At 69.6% G+C, this 24,730-nt stretch carries 21 protein-coding genes; 18 read left to right on the forward strand and 3 right to left on the reverse strand.

Annotated elements, in window-relative coordinates; all coding sequences use genetic code 11:
• Positions 1–18 precede the first annotated feature (18 nt).
• The 3 genes from JOF43_RS10770 to JOF43_RS10780 are packed head-to-tail and all read left to right on the forward strand — an operon-like array spanning position 19 to position 2,227.
• A complete protein-coding gene (locus JOF43_RS10770) occupies positions 19–714 on the forward strand; it encodes a DivIVA domain-containing protein (protein WP_209901903.1) in 696 nt (231 codons plus the stop codon).
• Positions 711–1,304: a signal peptidase II gene (gene lspA / locus JOF43_RS10775; protein ID WP_209901905.1), complete on the forward strand. Its 594-nt coding sequence runs from the start codon at positions 711–713 to the stop codon at positions 1,302–1,304. The genes JOF43_RS10770 and lspA overlap by 4 nt, the downstream gene beginning before the upstream one ends.
• On the forward strand, positions 1,301–2,227 hold the full coding sequence (locus JOF43_RS10780; RefSeq protein WP_209901907.1) for an RluA family pseudouridine synthase: 927 nt from the start codon (positions 1,301–1,303) through the stop codon (positions 2,225–2,227). Before lspA ends, JOF43_RS10780 begins: the two co-directional genes overlap by 4 nt.
• Here the strand turns inward: JOF43_RS10780 and JOF43_RS10785 are convergent.
• Positions 2,169–2,741 carry a GNAT family N-acetyltransferase gene (locus tag JOF43_RS10785; RefSeq protein WP_209901909.1) on the reverse strand — a complete coding sequence of 191 codons (573 nt, stop codon included), beginning with the start codon at positions 2,739–2,741 and terminating at the stop codon, positions 2,169–2,171. The genes JOF43_RS10780 and JOF43_RS10785 overlap by 59 nt on opposite strands.
• 32 nt (positions 2,742–2,773) lie before the next feature.
• On the opposite strand from JOF43_RS10785, the gene JOF43_RS10790 reads away from it, so the two are divergent.
• The 5 genes from JOF43_RS10790 to JOF43_RS10810 all read left to right on the forward strand — a co-directional run bounded on the left by JOF43_RS10790 (position 2,774) and on the right by JOF43_RS10810 (position 10,831).
• Positions 2,774–3,505: a hypothetical protein gene (locus tag JOF43_RS10790; RefSeq protein WP_209901910.1), complete on the forward strand. Its 732-nt coding sequence runs from the start codon at positions 2,774–2,776 to the stop codon at positions 3,503–3,505.
• A 199-nt stretch (positions 3,506–3,704) separates the two neighbouring features.
• Entirely contained in the window at positions 3,705–7,271 is a 3,567-nt protein-coding gene (gene dnaE, locus JOF43_RS10795) for a DNA polymerase III subunit alpha (RefSeq protein ID WP_209901912.1), read from the forward strand.
• Positions 7,272–7,275: 4 nt separating this feature from the next.
• On the forward strand, positions 7,276–8,088 hold the full coding sequence (locus JOF43_RS10800; RefSeq protein WP_209901914.1) for an endonuclease/exonuclease/phosphatase family protein: 813 nt from the start codon (positions 7,276–7,278) through the stop codon (positions 8,086–8,088).
• A complete protein-coding gene (locus JOF43_RS10805) occupies positions 8,085–9,317 on the forward strand; it encodes an acyl-CoA dehydrogenase family protein (protein WP_209901916.1) in 1,233 nt (410 codons plus the stop codon). Before JOF43_RS10800 ends, JOF43_RS10805 begins: the two co-directional genes overlap by 4 nt.
• A 116-nt stretch (positions 9,318–9,433) precedes the next feature.
• On the forward strand, positions 9,434–10,831 hold the full coding sequence (locus JOF43_RS10810; RefSeq protein ID WP_342592147.1) for an MFS transporter: 1,398 nt from the start codon (positions 9,434–9,436) through the stop codon (positions 10,829–10,831).
• 166 nt (positions 10,832–10,997) lie between these two features.
• Here JOF43_RS10810 and pgi read toward each other — a convergent pair whose 3' ends face one another.
• Positions 10,998–12,686, reverse strand: coding sequence for a glucose-6-phosphate isomerase (pgi, locus tag JOF43_RS10815; RefSeq protein ID WP_209901920.1), 1,689 nt, complete (start codon positions 12,684–12,686; stop codon positions 10,998–11,000).
• A 224-nt stretch (positions 12,687–12,910) separates the two neighbouring features.
• On the opposite strand from pgi, the gene JOF43_RS10820 reads away from it, so the two are divergent.
• The 7 genes from JOF43_RS10820 (at position 12,911) to JOF43_RS10850 (ending at position 21,436) form a co-directional block, all read left to right on the forward strand.
• Entirely contained in the window at positions 12,911–14,548 is a 1,638-nt protein-coding gene (locus JOF43_RS10820; protein WP_209901922.1) for a peptide ABC transporter substrate-binding protein, read from the forward strand.
• Positions 14,549–14,660: 112 nt separating this feature from the next.
• Positions 14,661–15,593 (forward strand): ABC transporter permease, encoded by a 933-nt coding sequence (locus JOF43_RS10825; RefSeq protein WP_209901924.1) that lies wholly within the window; start codon positions 14,661–14,663, stop codon positions 15,591–15,593.
• On the forward strand, positions 15,583–16,533 hold the full coding sequence (locus JOF43_RS10830; protein WP_209901925.1) for an ABC transporter permease: 951 nt from the start codon (positions 15,583–15,585) through the stop codon (positions 16,531–16,533). The genes JOF43_RS10825 and JOF43_RS10830 overlap by 11 nt, the downstream gene beginning before the upstream one ends.
• Complete coding sequence (locus tag JOF43_RS10835) at positions 16,530–18,320, forward strand: ABC transporter ATP-binding protein (protein ID WP_209901927.1); 1,791 nt, start codon at positions 16,530–16,532, stop codon at positions 18,318–18,320. The genes JOF43_RS10830 and JOF43_RS10835 overlap by 4 nt, the downstream gene beginning before the upstream one ends.
• A 179-nt stretch (positions 18,321–18,499) precedes the next feature.
• Positions 18,500–20,422 (forward strand): translational GTPase TypA, encoded by a 1,923-nt coding sequence (typA, locus tag JOF43_RS10840; protein ID WP_209901929.1) that lies wholly within the window; start codon positions 18,500–18,502, stop codon positions 20,420–20,422.
• A gap of 4 nt (positions 20,423–20,426) precedes the next feature.
• Positions 20,427–20,858, forward strand: a complete 432-nt coding sequence (locus JOF43_RS10845) for a hypothetical protein (protein ID WP_209901930.1) — start codon at positions 20,427–20,429, stop codon at positions 20,856–20,858.
• On the forward strand, positions 20,855–21,436 hold the full coding sequence (locus JOF43_RS10850; protein WP_209901932.1) for a CDP-alcohol phosphatidyltransferase family protein: 582 nt from the start codon (positions 20,855–20,857) through the stop codon (positions 21,434–21,436). The genes JOF43_RS10845 and JOF43_RS10850 overlap by 4 nt, the downstream gene beginning before the upstream one ends.
• On the opposite strand, the gene JOF43_RS10855 is transcribed toward JOF43_RS10850, so the two are convergent.
• Positions 21,375–21,647, reverse strand: a complete 273-nt coding sequence (locus JOF43_RS10855) for a putative acetyltransferase (RefSeq protein ID WP_209901934.1) — start codon at positions 21,645–21,647, stop codon at positions 21,375–21,377. The genes JOF43_RS10850 and JOF43_RS10855 overlap by 62 nt on opposite strands.
• 128 nt (positions 21,648–21,775) lie before the next feature.
• Here JOF43_RS10855 and fdxA point away from each other — a divergent pair, with 128 nt between their 5' ends.
• From fdxA to JOF43_RS10870, 3 genes are read left to right on the forward strand one after another with little or no spacing between them, the layout of a single operon-like run.
• The gene (gene fdxA / locus JOF43_RS10860) at positions 21,776–22,105 is read left to right on the forward strand and encodes a ferredoxin (protein ID WP_209901936.1); all 330 of its coding nucleotides are present in this window, start codon (positions 21,776–21,778) and stop codon (positions 22,103–22,105) included.
• Positions 22,106–22,108: 3 nt separating this feature from the next.
• The gene (gene dapC, locus JOF43_RS10865) at positions 22,109–23,275 is read left to right on the forward strand and encodes a succinyldiaminopimelate transaminase (protein WP_209901938.1); all 1,167 of its coding nucleotides are present in this window, start codon (positions 22,109–22,111) and stop codon (positions 23,273–23,275) included.
• Positions 23,276–23,327: 52 nt separating this feature from the next.
• Positions 23,328–24,725, forward strand: a complete 1,398-nt coding sequence (locus JOF43_RS10870) for a citrate synthase (protein WP_209901940.1) — start codon at positions 23,328–23,330, stop codon at positions 24,723–24,725.
• Positions 24,726–24,730: the final 5 nt, after the last annotated feature.

The raw sequence follows: 24,730 nt of genomic DNA on the forward strand, positions 1-24,730 counted from the left end.
CTGACGAGAAGGTGACCCATGGCTCTGATGCCCGATGACCTGCTGTCCAAGCGGTTCACCCCGGTTCGGTTCTCCGAGGGCTATGACATGGACGAGGTGGACAACTACCTCGACAACGACATCCTGCCGCGCCTCCAAGAGCTGATCGACGAGAACAACCGGCTGACCAAGGAGCTCGAGGAGGCGCACAACCGCCTCGCCGAGGTCGAGTCGGGCTCCGCCGCTGCCACCGAGGACGCCCCCTCCGAGACGGAGGAGACCGAGTCGGACGATGTCATCGACGCGACCCCGGTCTCGGCGAAGGCCGAGCAGGAGGCCGACGCCACGGCCCCCCAGTCCGTCGTCGAGGAAGCGCCCGCCGAGGAGACCGCCGCAGCCCCCGCCGCCCAGGCCCCGGACGAGTCCGCGGCCGGCATCATCGCCCTGGCGAACCGTCTGCACGACGAGTACGTCAAGAACGGTGAGGACGAGCGCGACCGCCTCATCACCGAGGCCAACGACGAGCACAAGCGCATCGTCGGCGAGGCCGAGGAGAAGTCCCGCACCACGCTGGCCGAGCTCGAGACCAAGAAGGCGGACCTCGACAAGACCATCGAGGGTCTGCGCAACTTCGAGCGCGACTACCGCAACCGGCTGCGCAACTACCTCGAGAACCAGCTCCGCGACCTCGACACGAGCGAGACGCAGGACAAGCAGGCGAACTTCGGTCTGTGAACCACGCTGATCCCTCGTCGACGAGCGCCGGGCCCGCGGGGTCCGGCGCTCGCCGCCGTCTGAGCCGGGGCACGGTCCTCGGCGGCATGGCCGTCGTCGGCGCAGTGATCGCCGTCCTCGACCAGATCACCAAGAACTGGGCCGAGGCGTCCCTGCCGCTGCTGGACCCCCAGCCCTTCCTCGGTGAGTTCCTGCAGCTGACCCTGTTGTACAACTCCGGCGCGGCCTGGGGGATGGGCTCCGGCGCCACTCCTGTGGTCACCTGCCTGCAGATCGTGATCGTGCTCGGCGTGATCGTGTTCGCGGTGCGTGGGGTGCGCTCGCCCTGGTACACCCTGGCCCTGGGCCTGATCCTGGGTGGGGCGCTGGGCAACATCCACGACCGTCTGCTGCGCCCGCCGGGCCCCTTCCACGGCGAGGTCGTGGACTTCCTCGAGCTGCCTCACTGGCCCGTGTTCAATCTGGCCGACATGGCCGTCGTCGGCGGCGCGATCCTCGTCGTGCTGCTCGGCGTGATCGGCCACGCTCCTGACCCCGCCGAGGCCGAGCGCGGTGCGCAGGCCGAGGAGCAGGACGGGGAGGCCCGGTGAGCTCCTCCCGAACCCTCATGGTCCCCGACGGGCTGGCCGGTGAGCGCGTGGACGTCGGGATCTCGCGGATGCTGGGCCTGTCCCGGACCCGCGCGGCGGACCTCGTCATGGCCGGGAACGTGCTGGTCGACGGGCAGGTCCCGGCCCGCTCCACGCGACTGGAGCCCGGGACGACGATCGATGTCGAGCTGCCCGATGCGGCGCCCGCCGCGCCGGTCCGCCCCCAGATCGCCGCGGGCATGAGCCTGGTCCACCAGGATGACGACATCGTCGTGATCGACAAGCCCGTCGGCGTGGCCGCGCACCCCAGCCCGGGCTGGTCGGGCCCCACCGTGCTCGGACACCTCGCCGCGGCCGGCGTGAGCATCCGCACCAGCGGCGACCCGGACCGCCAGGGCATCGTCAGCCGCCTCGACGTCGGCACCAGCGGGCTGATGGTGGTGGCTCGCACCGAGCGTGCGTACACGACTCTCAAGGACGCCTTCCGCGCCCGCGAGGTGGGCAAGGTCTACCACGCGGTCTGCCAGGGCGCCCCGGACCAGCCCGGGGGGACCATCGAGGCGGCGATCGGCCGTTCCCCGAACCACGACTACAAGTTCGCCGTCCGCCGGGACGGCAAGCACTCGGTGACCCATTACGAGACCCTCGAGTCGCTGCGCGGCGCGACGCTGCTGAGGGTGCGCCTGGAGACGGGGCGCACCCACCAGATCCGCGTGCACATGGCAGCCCTGCACCACCCGCTGGTCGGCGATCCGCTGTACGGCGCCGACCCGACGCTCGCCGAGCGCATCGGACTGATCCGTCAGTGGCTGCACGCGATGGAGCTGGCCTTCGTCCACCCCGCCACCGGGCAGCAGGTCACCTTCACCTCGCAGTACCCCGCGGATCTGCAGCAGGCGTTGGAGCGGCTCCGCGGTCCCTGAGCCGTGCATGCTCCTCCTGCGTGATCCGATGCAGCGAGTAGCGGCCAGGCTCGCCAAGGAACTCCTCGTCGTTCCCGCTGCCGGTGCGGCGCATGCCCAGCCGCTCGAGGATCCGCACCGAGGCGGCGTTCGCAGGAAGGGCCTCCGCCCAGATCTCCTCGAGCCCCAACTCCTCGAAGCCGTGGTCGAGCCCGGCGCGCGCGAGCGCGGTGCCGAGCCCTTGGCCCCAGCGCGCGCTCGGGCCCACCTCGAAGCCCAGCTCCCGCGTCGTCGGCCCGCTGCCGTGCAGGTCCACGCAGCCCACGATCTCGCCGTCGTGCACTGCTGCGAGGCGCAGCAGATCCGGCGGGGGAGCGGTGGCGAGGCGTGTCCAGAACGCGAGCACCGTCGCCCGCTCCACGCCGGGGGTCCAACCGGCGTGGGCGACGAAGAGCGGGTCCTCCGCCCAGTCGGAGATGGTCTCGGCATCATCGAGGCTCAGGGGGCGCAGGAGGATCACAGAGCGGCTCGTCACGAGGACAGTCTTGCAGGCGGTAGCGTCGAGCCATGAGCGATGAGCAGATCTCCGGCGCGCTGGCACCGACCCGCGATGCCGCCCTGTCCCGCCCCGACTTCCCCTTCACACGGGTCGCCCGCCGGCTCGGCATCGACCCCGCGGAGGCCGAGATGGCACTGCGCGACGATGAGCGTGCCCGCGCCGCGATCTCCCGCACCGTGGGCGAGTTCCTGGAGGCCGACGACGCCCGCCGTGCGGGGCGCGCGCCGAGGACCGCGATCGGGCTCGACCCCGACTTCCCGACCGGTGTGGGCATGGCGCTGGTCGGCGCCGCCGTGCTGTGGGACGCGCGCGACCTCGTGCCGCGGGTCGCGCTGCGGGTGGCCAAGGATCACTACGAGGACGGGGCCGACGAGCTCGCCGCGAGCTACATCGCCCTCGTCCAGGAGTCCTTGGACCCCGGGGAGGACAGCGAGGACGACGCCGTCGCCTGGGCCGCGCAGTCGCTGCTGGTCTCCGTGCTGCAGCGCTCCGGCAGCCCGGCGCAGGCCGATGAGGTGGCCCGGGATCTCGCGGCCCACGCGATCCCGATCCAGCTGTGGCGCGACGACGACCCGACCCTGCCCGATGAGTCGATGGCCTGGCACGGCGGCGCCTTCGTCGGCGGCATCCCGCCGCGTCGCGACGAACGCTCCCTGAGCTACGAGGACGTCCACGACTACATGAACACCCTCCTGGCCGAAATGCGCCGGGAACAGCAGGCGGAGGGCGACGGGGACTGAGCCGGCGCCGTGAAAGGTGCCGCTGCGGTGGAACGTCTCGCGACGTAGCTGGACACGCGGGGCTCGGCGGAGCGGCGCGGTCGCGCCGGCGTCGGGACCCGGCCCCGTCCTATTCCCGACACGCCGGACGCGCCGAGGTGACCTCTTCGACCCCGGGTCCGCGGCGCGTCCGTCACTGCGACTGGCTACGCTGGAGCGCATGGCTCCCGCGGACTCCGATGATTTTGTGCACCTCCACGTCCACACCGATTACTCGCTCCTGGACGGGGCCGCGAAGATCGACAAACTGGTCGACGAGACGGTGCGGCAGGGCCAGAAGGCCGTGGCCATCACGGATCACGGCTACCTGTTCGGCGCCTACGAGTTCTACAAGACGGCCACCGCCGCCGGCATCAAGCCGATCGTCGGCATCGAGGCCTACGTGACTCCGGGGACCAGCCGCCACGACCGCACCCGCCAGCAGTGGGGGACCCGTGAGCAGCAGCTCGCCGGCGACGACGTCTCGGCCCGCGGCGCCTACACCCACCTGACGCTGCTCTCGCGCACGACGGCGGGCATGCACAATCTCTTCCGCCTGGGCTCGGCCGCCTCGCTCGAGGGACAGATGGGCAAGTGGCCCCGCATGGACCGCGAGATCCTCTCGACCTACGCGGACGGCCTGATCGCCACCTCCGGCTGCCCCTCCGGCGAGGTGCAGACCCGGCTGCGGCTGGGCCAGTTCGACGAGGCCGTCAAGGCCGCCGGCGAGTACCAGGACATGTTCGGGCGCGAGAACTACTTCATCGAGCTCATGGACCACGGGCTCGACATCGAGAAGCGCGTGACCAAGGACCTGCTCGAGGTCGCCAAGGCCGTCGGCGCACCGCTGGTGGCCACCAACGACCTCCACTACGTCACCGAGCAAGACGCCACCATCCAGGACGTCCTGCTGTGCATCAACTCCGGCTCCCGGCTGAACGACCCCGATCGCTTCAAGTTCGGCGGCTCCGGCTACTTCCTGAAGTCCGCCGCGCAGATGCGCGAGCTGTTCCGCGAGTTCCCCGAGGCCTGCGACAACACCCTGCGCATCGCCGAGATGTGCGAGGTGGAGTTCCGCACCACCGACGAAGGCGCCAACTACATGCCGAACTTCCCCACCCCGGCGGGGGAGGACGAGGAGTCCTGGTTCATCAAGGAGATCCAGCGGGGACTGGAGTACCGCTACCCCTCCGGCATCCCCGATGCGGTCCAGCAGCGGGCCGACTACGAGGTCGGCATCATCCTGCAGATGGGCTTCCCGGGCTACTTCCTGGTGGTCTCCGACTACATCAAGTGGGCGAAGGAGCAGGGGATCCGCGTGGGCCCGGGCCGTGGCTCGGGCGCGGGCTCGATGGTCGCCTACGCCATGCGCATCACCGACCTCGACCCTCTCGAGCACGGGCTGCTGTTCGAGCGGTTCCTGAACCCCGACCGCGTCTCCATGCCCGACTTCGACGTCGACTTCGATGATCGCCGCCGCGGCGAGGTCATCGAGTACGTCGAGCGCAAGTACGGCGACGACCGCATCGCGCAGGTCATCACCTACGGGGTCATGAAGACGAAGAACTCCCTCAAGGACGCCGCCCGCGTGCTGGACTACCCGTACGCGATGGGGGACCGCCTGTCCAAGGCGCTGCCGCCCACGGTCATGGGCAAGGACATCTCGATCAAGGGGATCTTCGACCCCGAGGACAAGCGCTACGCCGAGGCCGGGGAGTTCCGCAGGGTCCACGACGAGGACCCCGATGTGCAGAAGGTCGTCGAGATCGCCAAGGGCGTCGAGGGCCTGACCCGCGGCTGGGGCGTGCACGCCTGCGCCGTCATCATGTCCAGCCACCCGCTGGTGGACATCGTCCCGATGATGCGCCGCCCCTCCGACGGGCAGATCATCACCCAGTTCGAGTACCCCACGCTCGAGACCCTGGGCCTGCTGAAGATGGACTTCCTCGGGCTGCGCAACCTCACCGTGCTCTCCGACGCGGTCGACAACATGGCGCGCAACGGCAAGACGCCACCGGATCTGGAGACGCTGCCCTTCGACGACGAGAAGACCTACGAGCTGCTCCAGCGCGGTGACACCCTGGGCGTGTTCCAGCTGGACGGCTCCGGCATGCGCACCCTCCTGCGCCAGATGAAGCCCGACCAGTTCGGGGACATCACCGCCGTCTCCGCGCTCTACCGCCCCGGACCGATGGGCATGGGCTCGCACACCAACTACGCGCTGCGCAAGAACGGGCTGCAGGAGATCACCCCGATCCATCCCGAGCTCGAGGAGCCGCTCTCGGAGATCCTGGACGAGACCTACGGGGTGCTGGTCTACCAGGAGCAGGTCATGCAGACGGCGCAGAAGGTCGCCGGGTACAGCCTCGGTGAAGCCGACATCCTGCGCCGCGCCATGGGCAAGAAGAAGAAGGCCGAGCTGGACAAGCAGTACGTCTCCTTCGAGGCCGGCATGAAGGAGAGCGGCTATTCCGACGCCGCCGTCCAGGCGCTGTGGGAGACCCTGTTGCCCTTCGCCGATTACGCCTTCAACAAGTCGCACTCGGCCGCGTACGGGGTGGTCTCCTACTGGACCGGGTACCTCAAGGCGAACCACCCCACCGAGTACATGGCCGCGCTGCTGACCTCCACCCAGGAGAACCGCGACCGCCTCGGGCTCTATCTCGGCGACTGCCGCCACCGCGGCATCACCGTGCTCCCGCCCGACGTCAACGAATCCGACCTGTACTTCTCCGCCGTCGGCGACGACATCCGTTTCGGACTCTCGGCGATCCGCAACGTCGGCGCCCATGTGGTCGAGGAGATCATCACGACCCGACAGGAGAAGGGCGCCTTCACCTCCTTCACCGACTTCCTCGACAAGGTGCCGCTGAGCGTGTGCAACAAGCGCACCATCGAGTCCCTCATCAAGGGCGGTGCCTTCGACTCCCTCGGGGCGAACCGCCGCTCCCTCGCCCTCGTGCACGAGGATGCGGTCGACTCCGTGGTCGACGTCAAGCGCAAGGAGGCCCAGGGCCAGTACGACCTCTTCGGTGACGTCTTCGGCGGTGGTGGCCAGGACGAGGTCGCCACCGGGTCCGCGGCCACCATCGTGATCCCCGACCTGCCCGAGTGGGACCGCAAGGAGAAGCTCGCCTTCGAGCGCAACATGCTGGGGCTGTACGTCTCGGACCACCCGCTGTACGGGCTTGAGCACGTCATCGCCCAGAACTCGTCGACCGCGATCAGCGCTCTGGCCGACGACGGCGCCGTCGAGGACGGCGCCATGGTCACGATCGCCGGGCTCATCACGAGCCTGCAGCGCAAGACCACCAAGAAGGGCGACATGTGGGCGATCGCGACCGTCGAGGACCTCGAGGGCTCGATCGACTGCCTGATGTTCCCCTCGACCTACCAGACCGTCGCCACCGAGCTCGCCGAGGACCTCATCGTCTCGATGAAGGGGCGCGTGGACACCTCCAAGGGCATGCCGGAGCTCAAGGTGATGGACATGACCATCCCCGAGACCGGCGGCGGCCCCGACGGCCCCGTGGTGATCGCGCTGCCCGCCATGCGCGCCACCACCAAGGTCGCCCAGCAGCTGCGGGGTGTGCTCGAGGACAACCCGGGGTCGAGCGAGGTGCGTCTGCGCCTGCAGGAGCCGGGCCGCAGCACGCTCATGCAGCTGGACAAGCGGCTCTCGGTCGCCCCGTCGGCGGCACTGTACGCCTCGCTGAAGACGCTGCTCGGCCCCGGCTGCCTCCAATGAGCCCATGACCGTGCTGCGGATCGCGAGCTACAATGTCCACCACGGGGCCGACGGCGCCGATCAGCTCGATCTTCCGCGCACGGCCGCGACCCTCGCCGCGCTCGATGCGGAGGTGATCGGCCTGCAGGAGGTCGACGTCGGCTTCGGGGACCGCTCCGGGCACGAGGATCAGGCGGCGCGACTCGCCGAGCTGCTGGGGTACGAGGCCCGTTTCGCCGCGACGATCGACCGGCCCGCGGACGACGGCGCTCGCGCGCGCTATGGTCTGGCGCTGCTGACCCGGGGCGCGATCCTCGAGCACTGGACGGAGATCCTGCCCGGGGCCTCGCACCTCGCGGCACCGCACGAAACCCGCGGGCTGCTCGGCGCCCGGGTGCGGACGCCGGGCCCCGAGCTGACCGTCCTGGTCACCCACCTGGATCACGCGCATCGTGACCACCGTGCCGCCCAGGTGCGGGGGATCCTCCACCGCACCGCCGCACTCGACGGCCCCAGGGTGCTGCTCGGCGACCTGAACGCCGATCCCCTCGCGCCCGAGCTCGCCCCGCTCGCGGAGGCCGGATGGCGCGAGGCGCTCGCCGAGACGACGGGCCGCGGCGCCCGTTCCCCGCTGACCTCGGCGCTCGCCGCCGCCCTGCCCGTCGGGCCGTCGGCGTCGCAGGCCACATTCCCGGCGCGATGGCCGCTGCGACGCCTCGACTCGATCTGGGTGCGCGGAGCGCTCGAGGTGACGGACCTCGAGGTCCCTCGCAGCCGTGCCTCAGATCATCGACCGACGGTGGCGACGATCCGCCTGCCCTCTATCGTGGGGTCATGAGCGACTCGGATCCCACCGACCACGAGATCGATCCGGAGGTCTTCCTCCCCGGGCGGCTGCTGCGCGCCCTCCGCGAGCGCGCCGTGCTCCACGATCGGGAGAACACCTTCCCGACGGCCGACCTCGAGGATCTGCGCGAGCGGGGCTACCTGCGCCTGCTGGTGCCCACCGAGCTCGGCGGCCTCGGTGCGAGCCTGCTCGAGGCGAGCCGGATCCAGCGCCGCCTCGCCCAGGCCGCCCCCGCGACCGCCCTGGCGATGAACATGCACCTGGTGGTGACCGGCGCGGCCCTGCACGCGCACCGGCTCGGCGAGCAGAGCGTGCGCACGGTCCTCGAGGACGCCGCCGCCGGGAGCCTGTTCGCCTTCGGGATCTCCGAAGCCGGCAACGACGCCATGCTGTTCGACTCCGCCACCAGCGCCGAGGTCGAGGACGACGGGGGCTACCGGGTCGACGGGACGAAGATCTTCACCTCCCTCGCCCCGGTTTGGGACCGCCTGGTGGTCCACGGTCGGGTCGCCGTGCCCAGCGAGGCGGACCCGCGACTGGTCTTCGGGGTGCTCGAGCGCACCGAGGACGTCGAGACGCTCGACGACTGGGACACTCATGGCATGCGCGCCTCCCAGTCGCGCACCACCAGGCTGCACCGGGCACGGATCGAGCCGGGACGGGTGCTGACCCAGACCCCGGTGGGCCCGAACCCGGACCCCTTCGTGATGGGGGTCTTCGGCACCTTCGAGCTGCTGATCGCCTCGGTGTACACGGGGATCGCCGAGCGGGCGATCACCGTCGGGGTGGACATCGCGACCACGCGGCGCAGCCTCACCCAGGGGATCGTCCACGCCGACGACCCCGCCACCCGCCGTCGGCTCGCCGCGGCCGCGATCAACGTGGACGGCGCGGTGCTGCAGGTCGAGAAGCTCCTGGCCGATCTCGACGCCCTGGGGCTGGGGGAGAGCGGCACCGGGATCACCGACCACGGTGCGCACTGGTTCCTGCACTTCTCCGGGGTGAAGGCCCGCTCGACGGAGACCGCTCTCGCTGCCGTGGACCAGGTGCTGCGGGCCAGCGGTGGCTCCCAGTTCTTCCGCCGCAGCGAGCTCGAACGGCTCTCGCGCGACGTGCGCGCCGGGATGTACCACCCCTCCGACGACGAGTCCGTGCACACCTCGTACGCGAAGATGCTGCTCGGTGAGGTCGGGGCCACGCGCTCGACGATGGAGCGCTGAGTACCCTCGGCCTGGCCCCCTCGGTCATGTCGGACACGCCTCCGCGATTTCCCGTCCGTCTCACGATCTGTCCCCCATGTCCGCATGGCGGGACGATAGGTCTAGGGTCGAGCGGCGTGAGCACCGCACCAACCCCGTCCCCCTCGGCACCCGCCGCAGCGCCCGCCAACACCCGCGGGCGCGTCATCACCGCCTCGATGGTCGGCACGACGATCGAGTTCTTCGACTTCTACGCCTACGCGACCGCGGCCTCGCTGGTCTTCCCGGCGTTGTTCTTCCCCACCCAGACGCCGGCCAACCAGCTGCTGAGCTCCTTCGCGGTCTTCGGGGTGGCCTTCGTGGCCCGCCCGCTCGGCTCGCTGATCTTCGGGCACTTCGGGGACCGCGTCGGCCGCAAGACCACCCTGGTGGCCAGCCTGCTGGTGATGGGCATCGCCACCTTCCTCATCGGTGTGCTGCCCAGCGCCTCGACGCCGGGGTTCTCCGTGCTGGCGCCCGCGATCCTGGTGCTGCTGCGCTTCTGCCAGGGAGTGGGCCTCGGCGGGGAATGGTCCGGTGCTGCGCTGCTGGCCACCGAGAACGCCCCGCCCGGCAAGCGCGCCCTGTACGGCACCTTCCCGCAGCTGGGCGCCCCGCTCGGCTTCATCCTGTCCAACCTGCTGTTCGTGGTGCTCAGCCTCCAGCTGACCCCCGAGCAGTTCGCCTCCTGGGGCTGGCGCCTGCCCTTCCTGCTCTCCTCGATCCTGGTCGCCGTCGGGCTGTGGGTGCGCCTGAAGCTCATGGAGTCCCCGGCCTTCCAGAAGGTGATCGACGAGGAGCGGGTGGCCGCGGTCCCGATCGCCCGCATCGTCCGCACCGCCTGGCGCCCGCTGATCCTCGCCACCCTCGCGATGGTCGCGACCTACGTCCTGTTCTACCTGATGACGGCGTTCCTCATGGTGGTGGGCACCCGGCCGGCCGACGTCGAGACCGCGCGCGCCGCCGCCGAGGCGGCCGGCAACTCCTTCGACGCCTCCACCTTCGTGCCCGGACTGGGCTACGACCGACCGCAGTTCCTGACCATGCTGATCATCGGCGTCGTGTTCTTCGGGATCTTCACCGTGGTCTCCGGTCCGCTCGCGGACCGCGTCGGCCGCCGGCCGCTGCTGCTGGTCGTCACCGTCGCGATCGCCGTCTACGGCCTGCTGATCGAACCCCTCATGCAGTCCGGCACCGCCGGCGTCATGGCTGCCCTGATCGTCGGATTCACCCTGATGGGTCTGACCTTCGGGCCGATGGCCGCGTTCCTGCCGGAGATGTTCCGGGCCGATGTCCGCTACACCGGCAGCGCCGTGAGCTACAACCTGGCCTCGGTGATCGGGGCGGCCCCGGCGCCCTACGCGCTGATCGCGCTGTGGCAGCTGCTCGGCGGCTCCCTCTGGCTGGTCGGCGCCTATCTCGCGCTCGCCGCGGTGATCACGCTGGTGGCCCTGCTGATCGGCAGCGAGACCCGCGAGGTCGACTACCTGGCCTGATCGACGTGCTGGGACTCCTCCCGCCGCGATGCATTGATTGAGGTCGACATGGGGACCACTTTCACGCCAGGAAAGTGGTCCCCATGTCGATCTCGAGGCTCCGCAGCGGCGTGCTCGCGTGGGGGCACCGCCGCGTCCGTCGGGGCACCGCCGCGTCCGTCGGGGCTCAGCGCGCGCGGTGCTCGCGGTAGTAGCGGATCAGCGCCGCGGTCGAGGAGTCCTCGGCCGCGATCGCGGACTCGTCTCCCGCCACGGCTCCCGCGAGGTCCTTGGCCAGCTGCTTGCCGAGCTCGACGCCCCACTGGTCGAAGGAGTTGATGCCCCACACCACGCCCTGGACGAAGGTGATGTGCTCGTACAGCGCGATCAGCTGACCCAGCACCGAGGGAGTCAGTTGCGGGGCCATGATCGAGGTGGTGGGCCGGTCGCCGGAGAACTCGCGGGCCGCGACGAGGGCGCCCTCGGTGCCCTCGGCCCGCACCTCCTGGGCGGTCTTGCCGAAGGCCAGCGCCTTGGTCTGGGCGAAGAAATTCGCCAGGAACAGCTCATGGACGTCCTGCTCGCCGTCGGCCAGGGCGTGGTTCGGGGTGGCGAAGGCGATGAAGTCCGCGGGGATGATCCGGGTGCCCTGATGGATCAGCTGGTAGAAGGCGTGCTGGCCGTTGGTGCCGGGCTCGCCCCAGAACACCTCGCCGGTCTCGGTGCTCGCGAGCGTCCCGTCCCAGCGCACCGACTTCCCGTTGGACTCCATCGTCAGCTGCTGGAGGTAGGCGGGGAAGCGGTGGAGGTACTGGGAGTAGGGGAGCACCGCGTGGGTCTCCGCCTCCAGGAAGTTCACGTTCCACACGTTCAGCAGGCCCATCAGCAGGGGCACGTTCTCCTCCGCCGGGGCGGTGGCGAAGTGCTCGTCCATCGTGTGGAAGCCGGCCAGCAGCTCCTCGAAGGCGTCCGGGCCGAGCACGGTGGCCAGCACGGTGCCGATCGCGGAGTCGACGCTGTAGCGGCCGCCCACCCAGTTCCAGAAGCCGAAGGCGTTGGCGGGATCGATGCCGAAGTCCGCGACCTCGTCGAGAGCGGTGGAGACGGCCACGAAGTGCTTGGCGACCGCCTCCTTCTCCTGCTCGACGGTCAGTCCCGCGTTCTCCCGCAGGCCCTGCAGCAGCCAGTCGCGCACGAGTCGCGCATTGGTGAGGGTCTCCTGCGTGGTGAAGGTCTTGGAGGCGACGATGACGAGGGTCGTCTCGGGGTCGAGGTCCTTCGTGCTCTGGTAGGCGTCGGTGGGGTCGATGTTCGACAGGAAGCGCGCCTGGAGCCCGTCCTGGGCCAGCGGCTCCAGGGCCTCGTAGACCATCACGGGACCGAGGTCGGAACCGCCGATGCCGATGTTCACGACGGTCTCGATCCGTCGGCCCGTCATGCCCGTCCATTCCCCGGAACGCACCTTCCGGGCGAAGGCGTACACGCGGCGCAGGGTCTCCTGGACGTCGGCATCGATCTGCTGACCATCCACCTCGAGCGCGGGGGTGGCGCCCGCCGGGCGGCGCAGCGCCGTGTGCAGCACGGCGCGGTCCTCGGTGGTGTTGATGTGGCTCCCGGCCAGCATCGCGTCGCGGCGCTGGAGGACCCCGACCTCGCGCGCGAGCTGCTGGAGCAGTTCGAGGGTCTCGGCGGTCACGAGGTTCTTCGACAGGTCCACGTGCAGGTCGCCCGCGCGGTGGCTGAAGTGCTCGGCACGCTGCGGATCGTCGGCGAACCACTCGCGCAGGCTCCCGGTCAACGCGGCGTCGTGCGCCTCGAGGGCCTCCCAGGCCGGGGTCGTCGTCGGATCGATCGGGGCAGTGTTCGCGGCGCTCATATCACCATTGAACACCCCGAGCGCAGGTCCGTCATCTCCGCCACGACGGCATCGACACCTCCACGCGCGCTGAGGATGTGCGGAAAGGAATGCCTGGTCGGAACGCAACGAAACAGAATAGTTATCGACACATGGACAACTCTTGACGAGGCGTGGGGCACACTGGATGGAACCGGCGCGAGGACGCGCCGTGTATTCGTACCCCCTCCCGCACAGGAGACACCATGGCTCTGACCCGACGCTCTATGCTGCTCGGCACCGCTGCGACCAGCGCGGCCACCCTTTCTCTCGCCGCCTGTGGCGGCGGTGACTCCGGGGGAGGCTCCGGCGGCGGCTCGGGCGATCCGGTCCTGGCCAACGGCACCGAGCCCGAGAGCCCCCTGATCCCGACCAACACCAACGAGGTCGGCGGCGGTCGCGTCCTGACCTCCGTCTTCGCCGGCCTCGTGTACTACACGGCCGACGGCAAGGTGGAGAACGAGCTCGCCGAATCGATCGAGTCCGAGGACAACATCACCTGGACCATCAAGATCACGCCGGATACGACCTTCTCCGATGACAGCCCGGTCACGGCCCAGAGCTTCGTGGACGCGTGGAACTACGGCGCGAACGTGAACAACGCCCAGAAGAGCCAGTCCTTCTTCCAGCCGATCGAGGGCTTCGCCGACGTCGCCACCGACGGCGCCGCGAAGGACGCGACGATGTCCGGCCTCAAGGCCGTCGACGAGACCACCCTCGAGGTCAAGCTCGTCTCCGAGCAGTCCGACTTCCCCAACCGCCTGGGCTACACGGCGTACATGCCGCTGCCGGAGTCGGCCTTCGAGGACATGAAGGCCTTCGGGGAGAAGCCGGTCTCCAACGGCCCCTACATGGTCGAATCATGGACCCACGACAGCGAGATCGTCTGCGTGCCCAACGAGAAGTACGACGGTCCCCGCAAGGCGGCGAACACCGGGCTGACCTTCACGATCTACTCCTCCGACGACACGATGTACAACGACCTGGTCTCGGGCAACGTCGACGTGGTGGACATGATCCCGACCTCTGCCCTGTCCGCCTTCGAGGACGAGCTGGGCGAGCGCGCGGTCAACGAACCGGGCGCCGTGTTCCAGTCCTTCACGATCGCTCAGAACGACCCGAACTTCTCCGGCGAAGCGGGCAAGCTGCGGCGCCAGGCGCTCTCGCGGGCGATCGATCGCAAGACGATCTGCGACTCGCTGTTCTACGGGACCCGCACCCCGGCGACCGATTTCGTCGCGCCCGTGATCGAGGGCGGTGGAGCCACCGACATCCCCGGCGCCGAGGTGCTCGAGTTCGACGAGGCCAAGGCCAAGGAGCTGTGGGAGAAGGCTGAGGGGATCCAGGCCTTCGAGGGCGAGTTCACCCTCTCCTACAACGCGGACAGCCCGCACAAGGACTGGGTCGAGGCCGTCTGCAACTCCCTGAAGAACACCCTCGGCATCGCGGCGACGCCGAAGGCGTTCCCGGCGTTCGGCGAGTTCCGCAAGCAGATCACCGACCGGACGATGAAGGGTGCCTTCCGTTCGGGCTGGCAGGCCGACTATCCCTCGGTCTACAACTTCCTCGGCCCGCTCTACTCCAGCGCCGCCGCGGACGGCAACGGCTCCAACGACGGCGACTACAAGAACCCCGAGTTCGACGAGCTGCTCAAGGAGGGTCTGGCGGCTCCCGATTCGGAGGCCGCGCTGGAGAAGTTCAAGGCCGCCGAGGCGATCCTCATGGAGGACCTGCCGGCGATCCCGCTGTGGTACCAGAACACCTTCGGCGGCTATTCCGAGCTCGTCCAGGACGTCCAGTACGGCTGGGACACGGTCCCGCTGTACTACGGCGTCTCCAAGTGACCCACTGAACCACCTCGGACAGCGGGAACCGGCACTGCCGGTTCCCGCTGTCGGCCGTCCGCACGCCTGAGCGGATGTGCCCGCCCCGAACCACCGACCGAAAGAGACCGACGTGCTCTGGTACATCGCGCGGCGACTGCTGCAGATGGTCCCCGTCTTCCTCGGCGCGACCCTGATCGTCTACCTGTTGGCCTTCTGGTCATCGGAGGGGACGCAGATCGCCGCGATCGTGGGGGAGAAACCCGTGTCCCCCGCGGTCAAGGAGCAGCTGCGGGCCCAGTACAACCTGGACCAGCCCGTGCTCGCGCAATGGCTGATCTACCTCGGCAACATCGTGCAGGGGGACTTCGGGATCGGCTTCAACGGTCGGCCGATCTGGACCCAGATCGCCGACGCCTTCCCGGTCACCGCGCGCCTCGCGATCATCGCGATCATCGTCGAGACGATCTTCGGCGTCGCCGCCGGCCTCATCTCCGGCCTGCGCAAGGGCACGGTCATCGACACCGCCCTGCTGATGACCTCCCTGCTCGTGATCGCGGTGCCGACCTTCGTGATGGGCTTCGTGGTCCAGTTCGTCTTCGGCGTCCGCCTGGACCTGATCCCCGTCAACGTCGGTCGGGATCCGAGCTGGATCAACCTGCTCGCCCCCGGTTTCGTGCTCGGCGCCGTCTCCTTCGCCTACGTGCTCCGACTGACCCGCACCTCCGTCATCGAGTCCGCGACCGCCGACCACGTGCGCACGGCGACGGCGAAGGGGCTCACCCGCGGCGGCGTCGTCAGCAAGCACATCCTGCGCAACTCCCTGATCCCCGTCGTCACCTTCATCGGCGCCGACCTCGGCGCCCTGATGGGCGGGGCCATCGTCACCGAGCGAATCTTCAACGTGCCCGGGGTCGGCACACTCCTGTTCCAGGCCATCCTGGATGGCGAGTCCCCGATGATCGTGTCCCTGGTGACCTTGCTCGTGATCATCTTCCTCCTCGCCAACCTCATCGTGGACCTGCTCTACGCCGTGCTCGATCCGAGGATCCGTTATGCCAAGTGATGCCCGTACCCTGCGCCCCCGCGACGAGCACTTCGTCGCCCCGCTGGAGGAGACCCAGCTGCAGGCGGTCGACGCCGTCGACACGACGACCACCCCGCGCTCGATGTGGGGGGAGGCGCTGCACAACCTGCTGCGCAATCCCGTCTTCATCATCTCCGGCCTGCTGATCCTGCTGGTGCTGTTCGTCGCGGCCTTCCCCAGCCTGCTCGCCCACCAGGATCCTCGGTACGCCCAGCTGACCGACGCCAGCCAGCCCCCGGGGGACGGGCATCTGCTCGGCACCACCCGACTCGGCTACGACGTGTACGCCCGCGTCATCTACGGCGCTCGCACCTCGGTGGTCGTCGGGTTCTTCACGATGATCCTGTCGACCCTGATCGGCTGCGTGCTGGGTGCGGTCGCGGGCTATCTCGGCGGGATCGTCGACGCCATCTTCTCCCGCATCACAGACATGTTCTTCGCCATCCCCCTGATCCTGGGCGCGATCGTGATCGGCAACCGCGTGGACGTCACCGTCTGGGTGGTGGTGCTGGTGCTGGGCGTCTTCGGATGGACGAACGTCGCCCGCATCATGCGCGGCTCCGTGATCTCCGTGAAGAACCAGGACTTCGTGACCGCCTCGACCGCGCTCGGGGCCAGCAGCTTCACGAACCTGGTCAAGCACGTCGTGCCCAATGCGATCGCCCCGGTGATCGTCACCGCGACCGTGAACCTCGGCGTGTTCATCGTCGCCGAGGCCACCTTGACCTTCCTCGGCGTGGGTCTGCCGTCCTCCGCGGTCTCCTGGGGCGGGGACATCTCCGATGCCCAGAGCGCCCTGCGCACCCAGCCCATGATGCTCTTCTACCCGTCCGTCGCCCTCGCGATCACCGTGCTGAGCTTCATCATGCTCGGTGACGCGGCCCGCGACGCCCTCGACCCGAAGGCGAAGAAGCGATGACCGCCACCTCCCAGAACCATCCGCTGCTGGAGATCGAGGACCTGGAGATCACCTTCAGCACCTCCTCGGGCCCGGTCCAGGGGGTTCGTTCCGCCAACCTCTCGGTGTACCCGGGCGAGACGGTCGCGATCGTCGGCGAGTCCGGGTCCGGCAAGTCCACCACCGCCATGAGCGTCGCCCGGCTGCTGCCGCCGAACGGGACGATCACCCGCGGCTCGATCCGCTTCGAGGGCCGGGACATCACCTCCGTCCCCACCCGGGAGATCATGGCCCTGCGCGGGAACGAGATCGGCCTGGTCCCGCAGGACCCGATGAGCAACCTGAACCCGCTGTGGAAGGTCGGCTCGCAGATCAAGGAGGCCCTTGCCGCCAACGACATGGCGAAGGGTTCCGAGGCGTCCCGTCGTGCGGTGGAGCTGCTCGAGGAGGCCGGGCTGCCGGACGCCGAGCGGCGCGCCAACCAGTACCCGCACGAGTACTCCGGCGGTATGAAGCAGCGTGCGCTGATCGCGATGGGCCTGGCCGCGCGCCCGAAGCTGCTGGTCGCGGACGAGCCGACCTCGGCGCTCGACGTCACCGTGCAGCAGCAGATCCTCGACCACCTCGACTCCCTGACCGCCGAGCTCGGCGCCGCGGTGCTGCTGATCACCCATGACCTCGGCCTGGCCGCCGAGCGGGCCCAGCATCTGGTCGTCATGTACAAGGGGCGAGTCGTCGAGGCGGGGCCGGCGCTCGAGCTGCTGCAGGACCCGCAGCACCCGTACACGAAGCGACTCATCGCCGCCGCCCCGTCGCTGGCCTCCCGCCGTCTCGTCTCCGGCGGCGAGGGCGAAAAGGAGGCCTCTGCCTCGAGCGAGGCAGGGACCGGTGCCTCCGACGACGTGGTGATCAGCGTCCGGAACCTCACCAAGGAGTTCCCGATCCGCGGCAGTGTGCCCTGGCGCTCCACGCCGTTCCTCGCCGTCGACGACGTCTCCTTCGATCTCGTCCGCGGCACCACCACGGCGATCGTGGGCGAGTCGGGGTCGGGCAAGTCCACGGTCGCGCAGATGGTCCTCAAGCTGCTGCCGCCCACCCGCGGCACCGTGCGGTACGACGGCGAGGAGATCACGGACATCCGCGGCGCCGCGCTGAAGCGTCTGCGCCGACGTGTCCAGCCGATCTTCCAGAACCCCTACGGGACGCTGGACCCGATGTACTCGATCTTCAGCACCATCGAGGAACCGCTGCGTCTGCACGGCATCGGGGATGCCAAGAGCCGGGAGGCGAAGGTCCGGGACCTGCTCGACAAGGTCGCCCTGCCCTCGGCGATGATGCGCCGGTACCCCAACGAGCTCTCGGGCGGCCAGCGCCAGCGCATCGCCATCGCGCGGGCCCTGGCCCTGGATCCCGAGGTCGTGATCTGCGACGAGGCGGTCTCCGCGCTCGACGTGCTGGTCCAGGCGCAGGTCCTCGAGCTGCTCAACGACCTGCAGTCCGAGCTGGGGCTGTCCTACCTCTTCATCACCCACGACCTCGCGGTGGTGCGTCAGATCGCCGACCGCACCCTGGTGATGGACAAGGGGAAGGTCGTCGAGCAGGGCACCACCGACGAGGTGTTCCATGCTCCGCAGCAGGACTACACCAAGCGTCTGCTGGCTGCGATCCCCGGCGGCTCCATCCCGCTGGCTGGCTCGGAGACCATCGACGTCGAGGCGCCCGAGGCGCCCGTGGAGGAGGAGGTCGGGGGCCCCGCCGGAGGAGATGACGGCGTCGTCGACCCGTTCTCCGGGGCCGGGCACGTCTGAGACCTCGCCCGAACACTCCCGGCCGCCGGTGGGGGCGTCGAACATCTCACCGGCGGGCCGCTGACCGACGCGGCCGGGACGGATAGACTCAGCGAGGCCCTGGAGCGGGCCGCACCCCCGTGCGGCCGGGCGCTGCTCGGTCCATGACCCGCCGCGCAACCTGAAACGAGCACCTGCGTATGACTCCCCGCCTCCGCACCGACCTGCGAAACGTCGCCATCGTCGCCCATGTCGACCACGGCAAGACCACCCTGGTGGACGCCATGCTCACCCAGGGCGGCGCCTTCGGCGACCATGACACGCATGACGAGCGGGCCATGGACTCCGGTGAGCTGGAGCGCGAGAAGGGCATCACCATCCTCGCGAAGAACACGGCGATCCGGTACACCGGGCCGTCGGCGGCCGCGGCGGGGGAGCCGGACGGCATCACCATCAACGTCATCGACACCCCCGGCCACGCCGACTTCGGCGGCGAGGTCGAGCGCGGGCTGTCCATGGTCGACGGGGTCGTGCTGCTGGTGGACTCCTCGGAAGGTCCGCTGCCGCAGACCCGCTTCGTGCTGCGCAAGGCGCTGGCCGCGAAGCTTCCCGTGATCCTCGTGGTCAACAAGGTCGACCGTCCCGACGCCCGGATCGACGAGGTCGTCGGCGAGGCCACCGATCTGCTGCTGGGCCTGGCCTCCGACCTGGCCGAGGAGGTCGACGACATCGACCTCGACGCGGTGCTGGACGTCCCGGTGGTCTACGCCTCCGGCAAGGCCGGCCGCGCCTCGACCACCCAGCCGGCCGACGGCACCCTCCCGGAGGACGAGACCGTCGAGCCGCTGTTCAAGACCATCCTGGAGTCGATCCCGGCCCCGAGCTACGACGACGAGGTCCCGCTACAGGCGCACGTGACCAACCTCGACGCCTCCCCGTTCCTGGGTCGTCTCGCACTGCTGCGGATCAAGAACGGCGAGCTGAGCAAGGGCCAGCAGGTCGCGTGGTGCACCCGTGACGGCGGAGTCAAGCAGGTCAAGATCACCGAGCTGCTCGAGACCAAGGGTCTGGCCCGCGAGCCGATGACCCACCCCGCGCGTCCGGGCGACATCGTCGCCGTCGCCGGCATCTCCGACATCATGATCGGCGAGACCCTCGCCGATGTCGCGGATCCGCGCCCGCTGCCCCTGATCACCATCGACGATCCGGCGATCTCGATGACCATCGGCATCAACACCTCGCCGCTGGCCGGCAAGAACGCCAAGGGCCACAAGCTCACGGCCCGTCAGGTCAAGGACCGCCTCGACGCCGAGCTCGTCGGCAACGTGTCGCTCAAGGTGCTGCCCACCGAGCGTCCCGACGCCTGGGAGGTGCAGGGCCGCGGCGAGCTGGCGCTGTCGATCCTGGTCGAGCAGATGCGCCGTGAAGGCTTCGAGCTCACCGTCGGCAAGCCCAAGGTGCTCACCCGCGAGATCGACGGCACCGTCCACGAGCCGGTCGAGCGGATGACGATCGACGTTCCCGAGGAGTACCTCGGCACTGTCACCCAGCTGATGGCCTCCCGCAAGGGCCGCATGGAGACCATGAGCAACCACGGCTCCGGCTGGGTGCGCATGGAGTTCACCGTGCCCGCCCGCGGCCTGATCGGCTTCCGCACCCGGTTCATGACCGAGACCCGCGGCAACGGCATCGCCTCTTCCTTCGCGGACGGCTTCGAGCCCTGGATGGGGCTGATCGAGTTCCGGGCCACCGGCTCCCTGGTCGCCGACCGCGCCGGCAGCGTCACCCCATTCGCGATGATCAACCTCCAGGAGCGCGGCTCGTTCTTCGTCGAGCCGACCAGCGAGGTCTACGCCGGTCAGATCGTGGGCGAGAACTCGCGCAACGAGGACATGGACGTGAACATCACCAAGGAGAAGAAGCTGACGAACATGCGCGCAGCTTCCTCGGAGTCCTTCGAGAACCTCGTGCCCCCGCGGCGGCTGACCCTCGAGGAGTCCCTCGAGTTCACCAACGAGGACGAGTGCGTCGAGGTCACCCCGGAGATCGTGCGCATCCGCAAGGTCATCCTCGACGCCAACGAGCGCAACCGTGCCCGTTCGAGGGCCAAGTCCGGGAAGTGATCTCGTGACGGACACGCGCCGTCGTCCGGCCACGGTCGAGACGACCTCCCTGAGCGCCCGGATCACCCAGGGCGTCATGGCGGTCGTGCTGGCCGTGATCTCGGTGCTGCTGATGCTCACCACCCACCGGATGCAGGTGGCTCTCGGCGGCGTCGATCTCCCCGTCGGCCCGGTCTTCGGCGGCGCGTTCCAGATCGTCACCTGCGTGTTCCTCTACTCGGCGACCGGCTCCCGGCTGCCCCTGGTGGTGGTCGGGTCCCTGTGGGGGCTGATCGCCCTCCCGTTCCTGGGCCACGGCGCCGGCGGCGGCGTGCTGATGCCCGCCGAGATCGCCGGTCGGCTCCAGCTCGGCGGCTGGATCGTGCAGGGTCTCGGGGTCGGCATCCCCTTCGTGGCGGTGCTGGTCATCACCCTGTGGCGGCGTCGGCGACCATGAGCTCCGCGACGCGGCCCGAGTGGGCGACGATCCCGAATCTGGTCACCCTCGCCCGCTTCGCCCTGCTCGCCCCGGTCTGCGTGCTGCTGTGGGACGGCCCGGGCACCCTCGCCGTCGTCCTGCTGCTGGTGTGGGCGAGCACCGACTGGGTCGACGGGATGCTGGCCCGCGCCCTGGACCAGCGCAGCCGGGCCGGGGAGATCCTCGACCCGATCGCGGACCGGCTGGGGCTCGCGGCGATCGCGGCGACCCTCGCCCTGGCGGACCTGCTGCCGTGGGCGGCGCTCGTGGTCATCGTCGTCGTCGACCTCGCCACCGTCGTCCTGGCCACCGGTGCCGCGCTCGGCGGCCGCATCGAGGTCTCCTTCCTCGGGAAGGTGCGCACCGCTGTGCTCATGACCTCGGTGTTCCTGCTGGTCGCGACCGCGGCCTGGGCGCCGGACCTGGTGGGCGCCGGGCGGGTGCTGGTGTGGATCGCGGTGGGACTGCACGTGCTCTCGGGCGCGGACTACATCCTCAGGGCGTCTCGCGCACCGCGCGCCGCGTCGGCGGGGGAGGGACCTCCTTCGCGGCGATGACCAGCATCCGCGGGACGCGCACCTGGCCCCGTCGAGTCATCACGCACAGCTCGGCCTCGTCGACGGACTGGATCGTGCCCAGCGCATCGGTCATCGATTCACCGTGCGGCGAGGTCTCGCGGTCGATCGCATAGCGCAGCACCACCCGGTTGCCGACCTGGAGGAACCGAGCCCACCCGGCACGCTGCCGGTGTCCGTCGCGCATCGTCATGCATCGAGGCTATCCCCGGGCGGGGTGTTCCTCGCGTCACGTCCGCTGCGCGGGCCCGTCCAGGGCGGCCCGGTCAGCGCAGGGGATGAGAGGATGGGCATGTCTCCCCGGTCGGAAGGAAGCTGCCCATGACGTACGTCATCGCTCTGCCCTGTGTCGACGTGAAGGATCGTGCCTGCGTGGACGAGTGCCCCGTGGATTGCATCTACGAGGGCGGCCGGATGCTGTACATCCAACCCGACGAATGCGTGGACTGCGGTGCCTGCGAGCCCGTCTGCCCCGTCGAGGCGATCTTCTACGAGGACGACACCCCGGACCAGTGGGCCGAGTACTACCAGGCCAACGTCGAGTTCTTCGACGATCTGGGAGCGCCTGGCGGCGCCGCCAAGATGGGCGTGATCGAGAAGGACCACCCGATCATCGAGGCCCTGCCGATCCAGCCCAACCCCCTGGACTGAGCCATGTCCGTCACCTCCGTTCCCGCGGCGCGGCGCGGCCTCGCCGCCCGTCTCCCCGCCTTCCCCTGGGACGCCCTCACGACGGCGAAGCAGCGCGCCGCCGCGCATGAGGGCGGCATCGTCGACCTCTCCGTCGGCACGCCCGTCGACCCGACGCCGGCCTCCGTCCAGGCGGCCCTCGCCGCCGCAGCGGACCGCCCCGGCTACCCGACCACCGTCGGCACCCCGGCGCTGCGCGAGGCCCTGGTCGACTTCGTCGGCCGCCACCGCGCCGCTCCCGCCGAGCTCGACGTCGACGGGGTGCTGCCGACGGTCGGCTCCAAGGAGCTCGTCGCCCACCTGCCCTTCCAGCTCGGCATCGGGGCGAGCGAGGCCGTCGCCTTCCCCGCCATCGCCTACCCGACCTATGACATCGGCGCGCGGTTCGTCGGCGCCGAGACGCTGAGGCTGGACATGGCCGAGCTCGCGGTGCACGGTGACGCAGCCCTGCCCGATGCGGCCACCGCCTCCCGTCTGCGCCTGCTGTGGCTGAACTCTCCGTCGAACCCCACCGGCGAGGTGCTGGGGGTCGGCCAGATGGCCGCGATCGTCGCCTGGGCCCGCCGACGCGGCATCGTCGTCGCCTCCGACGAGTGCTACGCGCTGCTGCCGTGGACCGTGGACGAGGTCCCCTCCGTGCTGGATCCGCGGGTGAACGGCGGCTCGCTGGAGGGCGTGCTGTGCGTGTACTCGCTGTCCAAGCAGTCCAATCTCGCCGGCTACCGGGCGGCTTTCGTCGCCGGTGACCCGGCGCTGGTGGGAGAGCTGCTGGCCGTGCGCAAGCAGGCCGGGATGATGCTCCCCGCCCCCGTCCAGGAGGCGATGACGACCGCGCTCGGGGACGATGAGGCGGCCGCCGCTCAGCGCGAGGTCTACCGTTCCCGCCGGGCCGTGCTGGAGCCGGCCCTGCGCGCGGCCGGGGGCACGATCCACGGTTCCCAGGCCGGCCTGTATCTCTGGACCGGCTTCGACGAGGAGGCGATGACCACGGTCGATCGTCTCGCCGACCTCGGGATCCTGGTCGCTCCCGGGATGTTCTATGGTGAGGGGGGCGGGAATGTCGTCCGCGTCGCCCTCACCGCGACCGACGAGCGGATCACCGCCGCCGCCCGGCGCCTTCAGCGCCCCTGAGACCGCGCCCCGAGCGCACCCACCGATCCGAACACTGCACAACGGAGAGCCCATGGATCACGCGACGTCGTCTGCACAGCTCACGGTCGGGGAGAAGTCCCTCGACCTCCCGATCGTCCCCGCCGTCGAGGGCAACTCCGGCATCTCGATCGGACCGCTGCGCAAGGAGACCGGTGAGGTCACCTACGACCCCGGCTTCATGAACACCGCGAACTCGAAGTCCGCGATCACCTACATCGACGGCGAGGCGGGCATCCTGCGCTACCGCGGGTATCCGATCGAGCAGCTGGCGGAGAAGTCCTCCTTCCTCGAGGTCAGCTACCTGCTGATCAACGGCGAGCTGCCCACCAAGGGTCAGCTGGAGAACTTCGAGGCCCAGGTCGAGCGGCGCACCCTGCTGGACGAGCGCTTCAAGCGCATGTTCGACGGCTACCCGCGCGACGCCCACCCGATGGCGGTGCTGCAGGCCGGGGTCTCGGGACTATCGACCTTCTACCAGGACTCCCTGGACCCCTTCGACCTGGAGCAGACCCGGCTGTCGACCGTGCGCCTGCTGGCGAAGGTGCCGACGATGGCCGCCTACGCCCATCGCATCGCCCAGGGGCACGCGCTGCTGTACCCCGACAACCGCCTCTCGCTGATCGAGAACTTCCTGCGGCTGACCTTCGGCTTCCCGGTCGAGGAGTACGTGGCGGACCCGGTCGTCGTCCGCGCCATGGAGCAGCTCCTGATCCTCCATGCCGACCACGAGCAGAACTGCTCCACCTCTGCGGTGCGTCTGGTCGGCTCCGCCCAGGCGAACCTGTTCACCTCGATCTCCGCGGGCATCGGCGCCCTGTCGGGGCCCGCCCACGGCGGCGCCAACGCGGCCGTCATGGAGATGCTCGACGAGATCAAGGCCCGGGACCTCGACCCGAAGGCCTTCATGGAGAAGGTGAAGAACAAGGAGGACGGCATCCGCCTGATGGGCTTCGGCCACCGGGTCTACAAGAACTACGATCCGCGGGCGAAGTTCGTCAAGAAGATCGCCGACGACGTCCTCGAGCGCCTCGGGGTGCACGACGAGCGGCTCGAGCTGGCCATGGAGCTCGAGGAGATCGCCCTGAAGGACGACTACTTCGTCGAGCGCAAGCTCTACCCGAACGTCGACTTCTACACCGGGTTGATCTACAAGGCGATCGGCTTCCCCACGCACATGTTCACCGTGCTGTTCGCCATCGGCCGTCTGCCGGGCTGGATCGCGCAGTGGCAGGAGATGGTCCACGACCCGGAGACGAAGATCGGCCGTCCGCGGCAGATCTACACCGGTCATGCCGAGCGCGAGTACGTGCCGATGGAGACCCGGACCGGTACCACCGAGCTGCGGCTCGAGCAGCTCGCCTCCGAGCTCGAGGAGGAGCGTCGCGCGCACCAGGAGCAGCTCGCCAAGGAGCACCGCCTGGACCACTGAGCACC

It is taken from the genome of Brachybacterium sacelli, from assembly GCF_017876545.1.
Classification (GTDB): domain Bacteria; phylum Actinomycetota; class Actinomycetes; order Actinomycetales; family Dermabacteraceae; genus Brachybacterium; species Brachybacterium sacelli.

Bases quoted from the DNA above. Each gene is read 5' to 3' on its own strand.
- JOF43_RS10855 (WP_209901934.1), bottom strand. From the start codon at position 21,647: ATGACGATGCGCGACGGACACCGGCAGCGTGCCGGGTGGGCTCGGTTC.
- JOF43_RS10805 (WP_209901916.1), top strand. From the start codon at position 8,085: ATGAGCGACTCGGATCCCACCGACCACGAGATCGATCCGGAGGTCTTC.
- JOF43_RS10770 (WP_209901903.1), top strand. From the start codon at position 19: ATGGCTCTGATGCCCGATGACCTGCTGTCCAAGCGGTTCACCCCGGTT.
- pgi (WP_209901920.1), bottom strand. From the start codon at position 12,686: ATGAGCGCCGCGAACACTGCCCCGATCGATCCGACGACGACCCCGGCC.
- JOF43_RS10790 (WP_209901910.1), top strand. From the start codon at position 2,774: ATGAGCGATGAGCAGATCTCCGGCGCGCTGGCACCGACCCGCGATGCC.
- dapC (WP_209901938.1), top strand. From the start codon at position 22,109: ATGTCCGTCACCTCCGTTCCCGCGGCGCGGCGCGGCCTCGCCGCCCGT.
- dnaE (WP_209901912.1), top strand. From the start codon at position 3,705: ATGGCTCCCGCGGACTCCGATGATTTTGTGCACCTCCACGTCCACACC.
- JOF43_RS10870 (WP_209901940.1), top strand. From the start codon at position 23,328: ATGGATCACGCGACGTCGTCTGCACAGCTCACGGTCGGGGAGAAGTCC.
- typA (WP_209901929.1), top strand. From the start codon at position 18,500: ATGACTCCCCGCCTCCGCACCGACCTGCGAAACGTCGCCATCGTCGCC.
- JOF43_RS10800 (WP_209901914.1), top strand. From the start codon at position 7,276: ATGACCGTGCTGCGGATCGCGAGCTACAATGTCCACCACGGGGCCGAC.
- JOF43_RS10835 (WP_209901927.1), top strand. From the start codon at position 16,530: ATGACCGCCACCTCCCAGAACCATCCGCTGCTGGAGATCGAGGACCTG.
- JOF43_RS10830 (WP_209901925.1), top strand. From the start codon at position 15,583: ATGCCAAGTGATGCCCGTACCCTGCGCCCCCGCGACGAGCACTTCGTC.
- JOF43_RS10820 (WP_209901922.1), top strand. From the start codon at position 12,911: ATGGCTCTGACCCGACGCTCTATGCTGCTCGGCACCGCTGCGACCAGC.
- JOF43_RS10850 (WP_209901932.1), top strand. From the start codon at position 20,855: ATGAGCTCCGCGACGCGGCCCGAGTGGGCGACGATCCCGAATCTGGTC.
- fdxA (WP_209901936.1), top strand. From the start codon at position 21,776: ATGACGTACGTCATCGCTCTGCCCTGTGTCGACGTGAAGGATCGTGCC.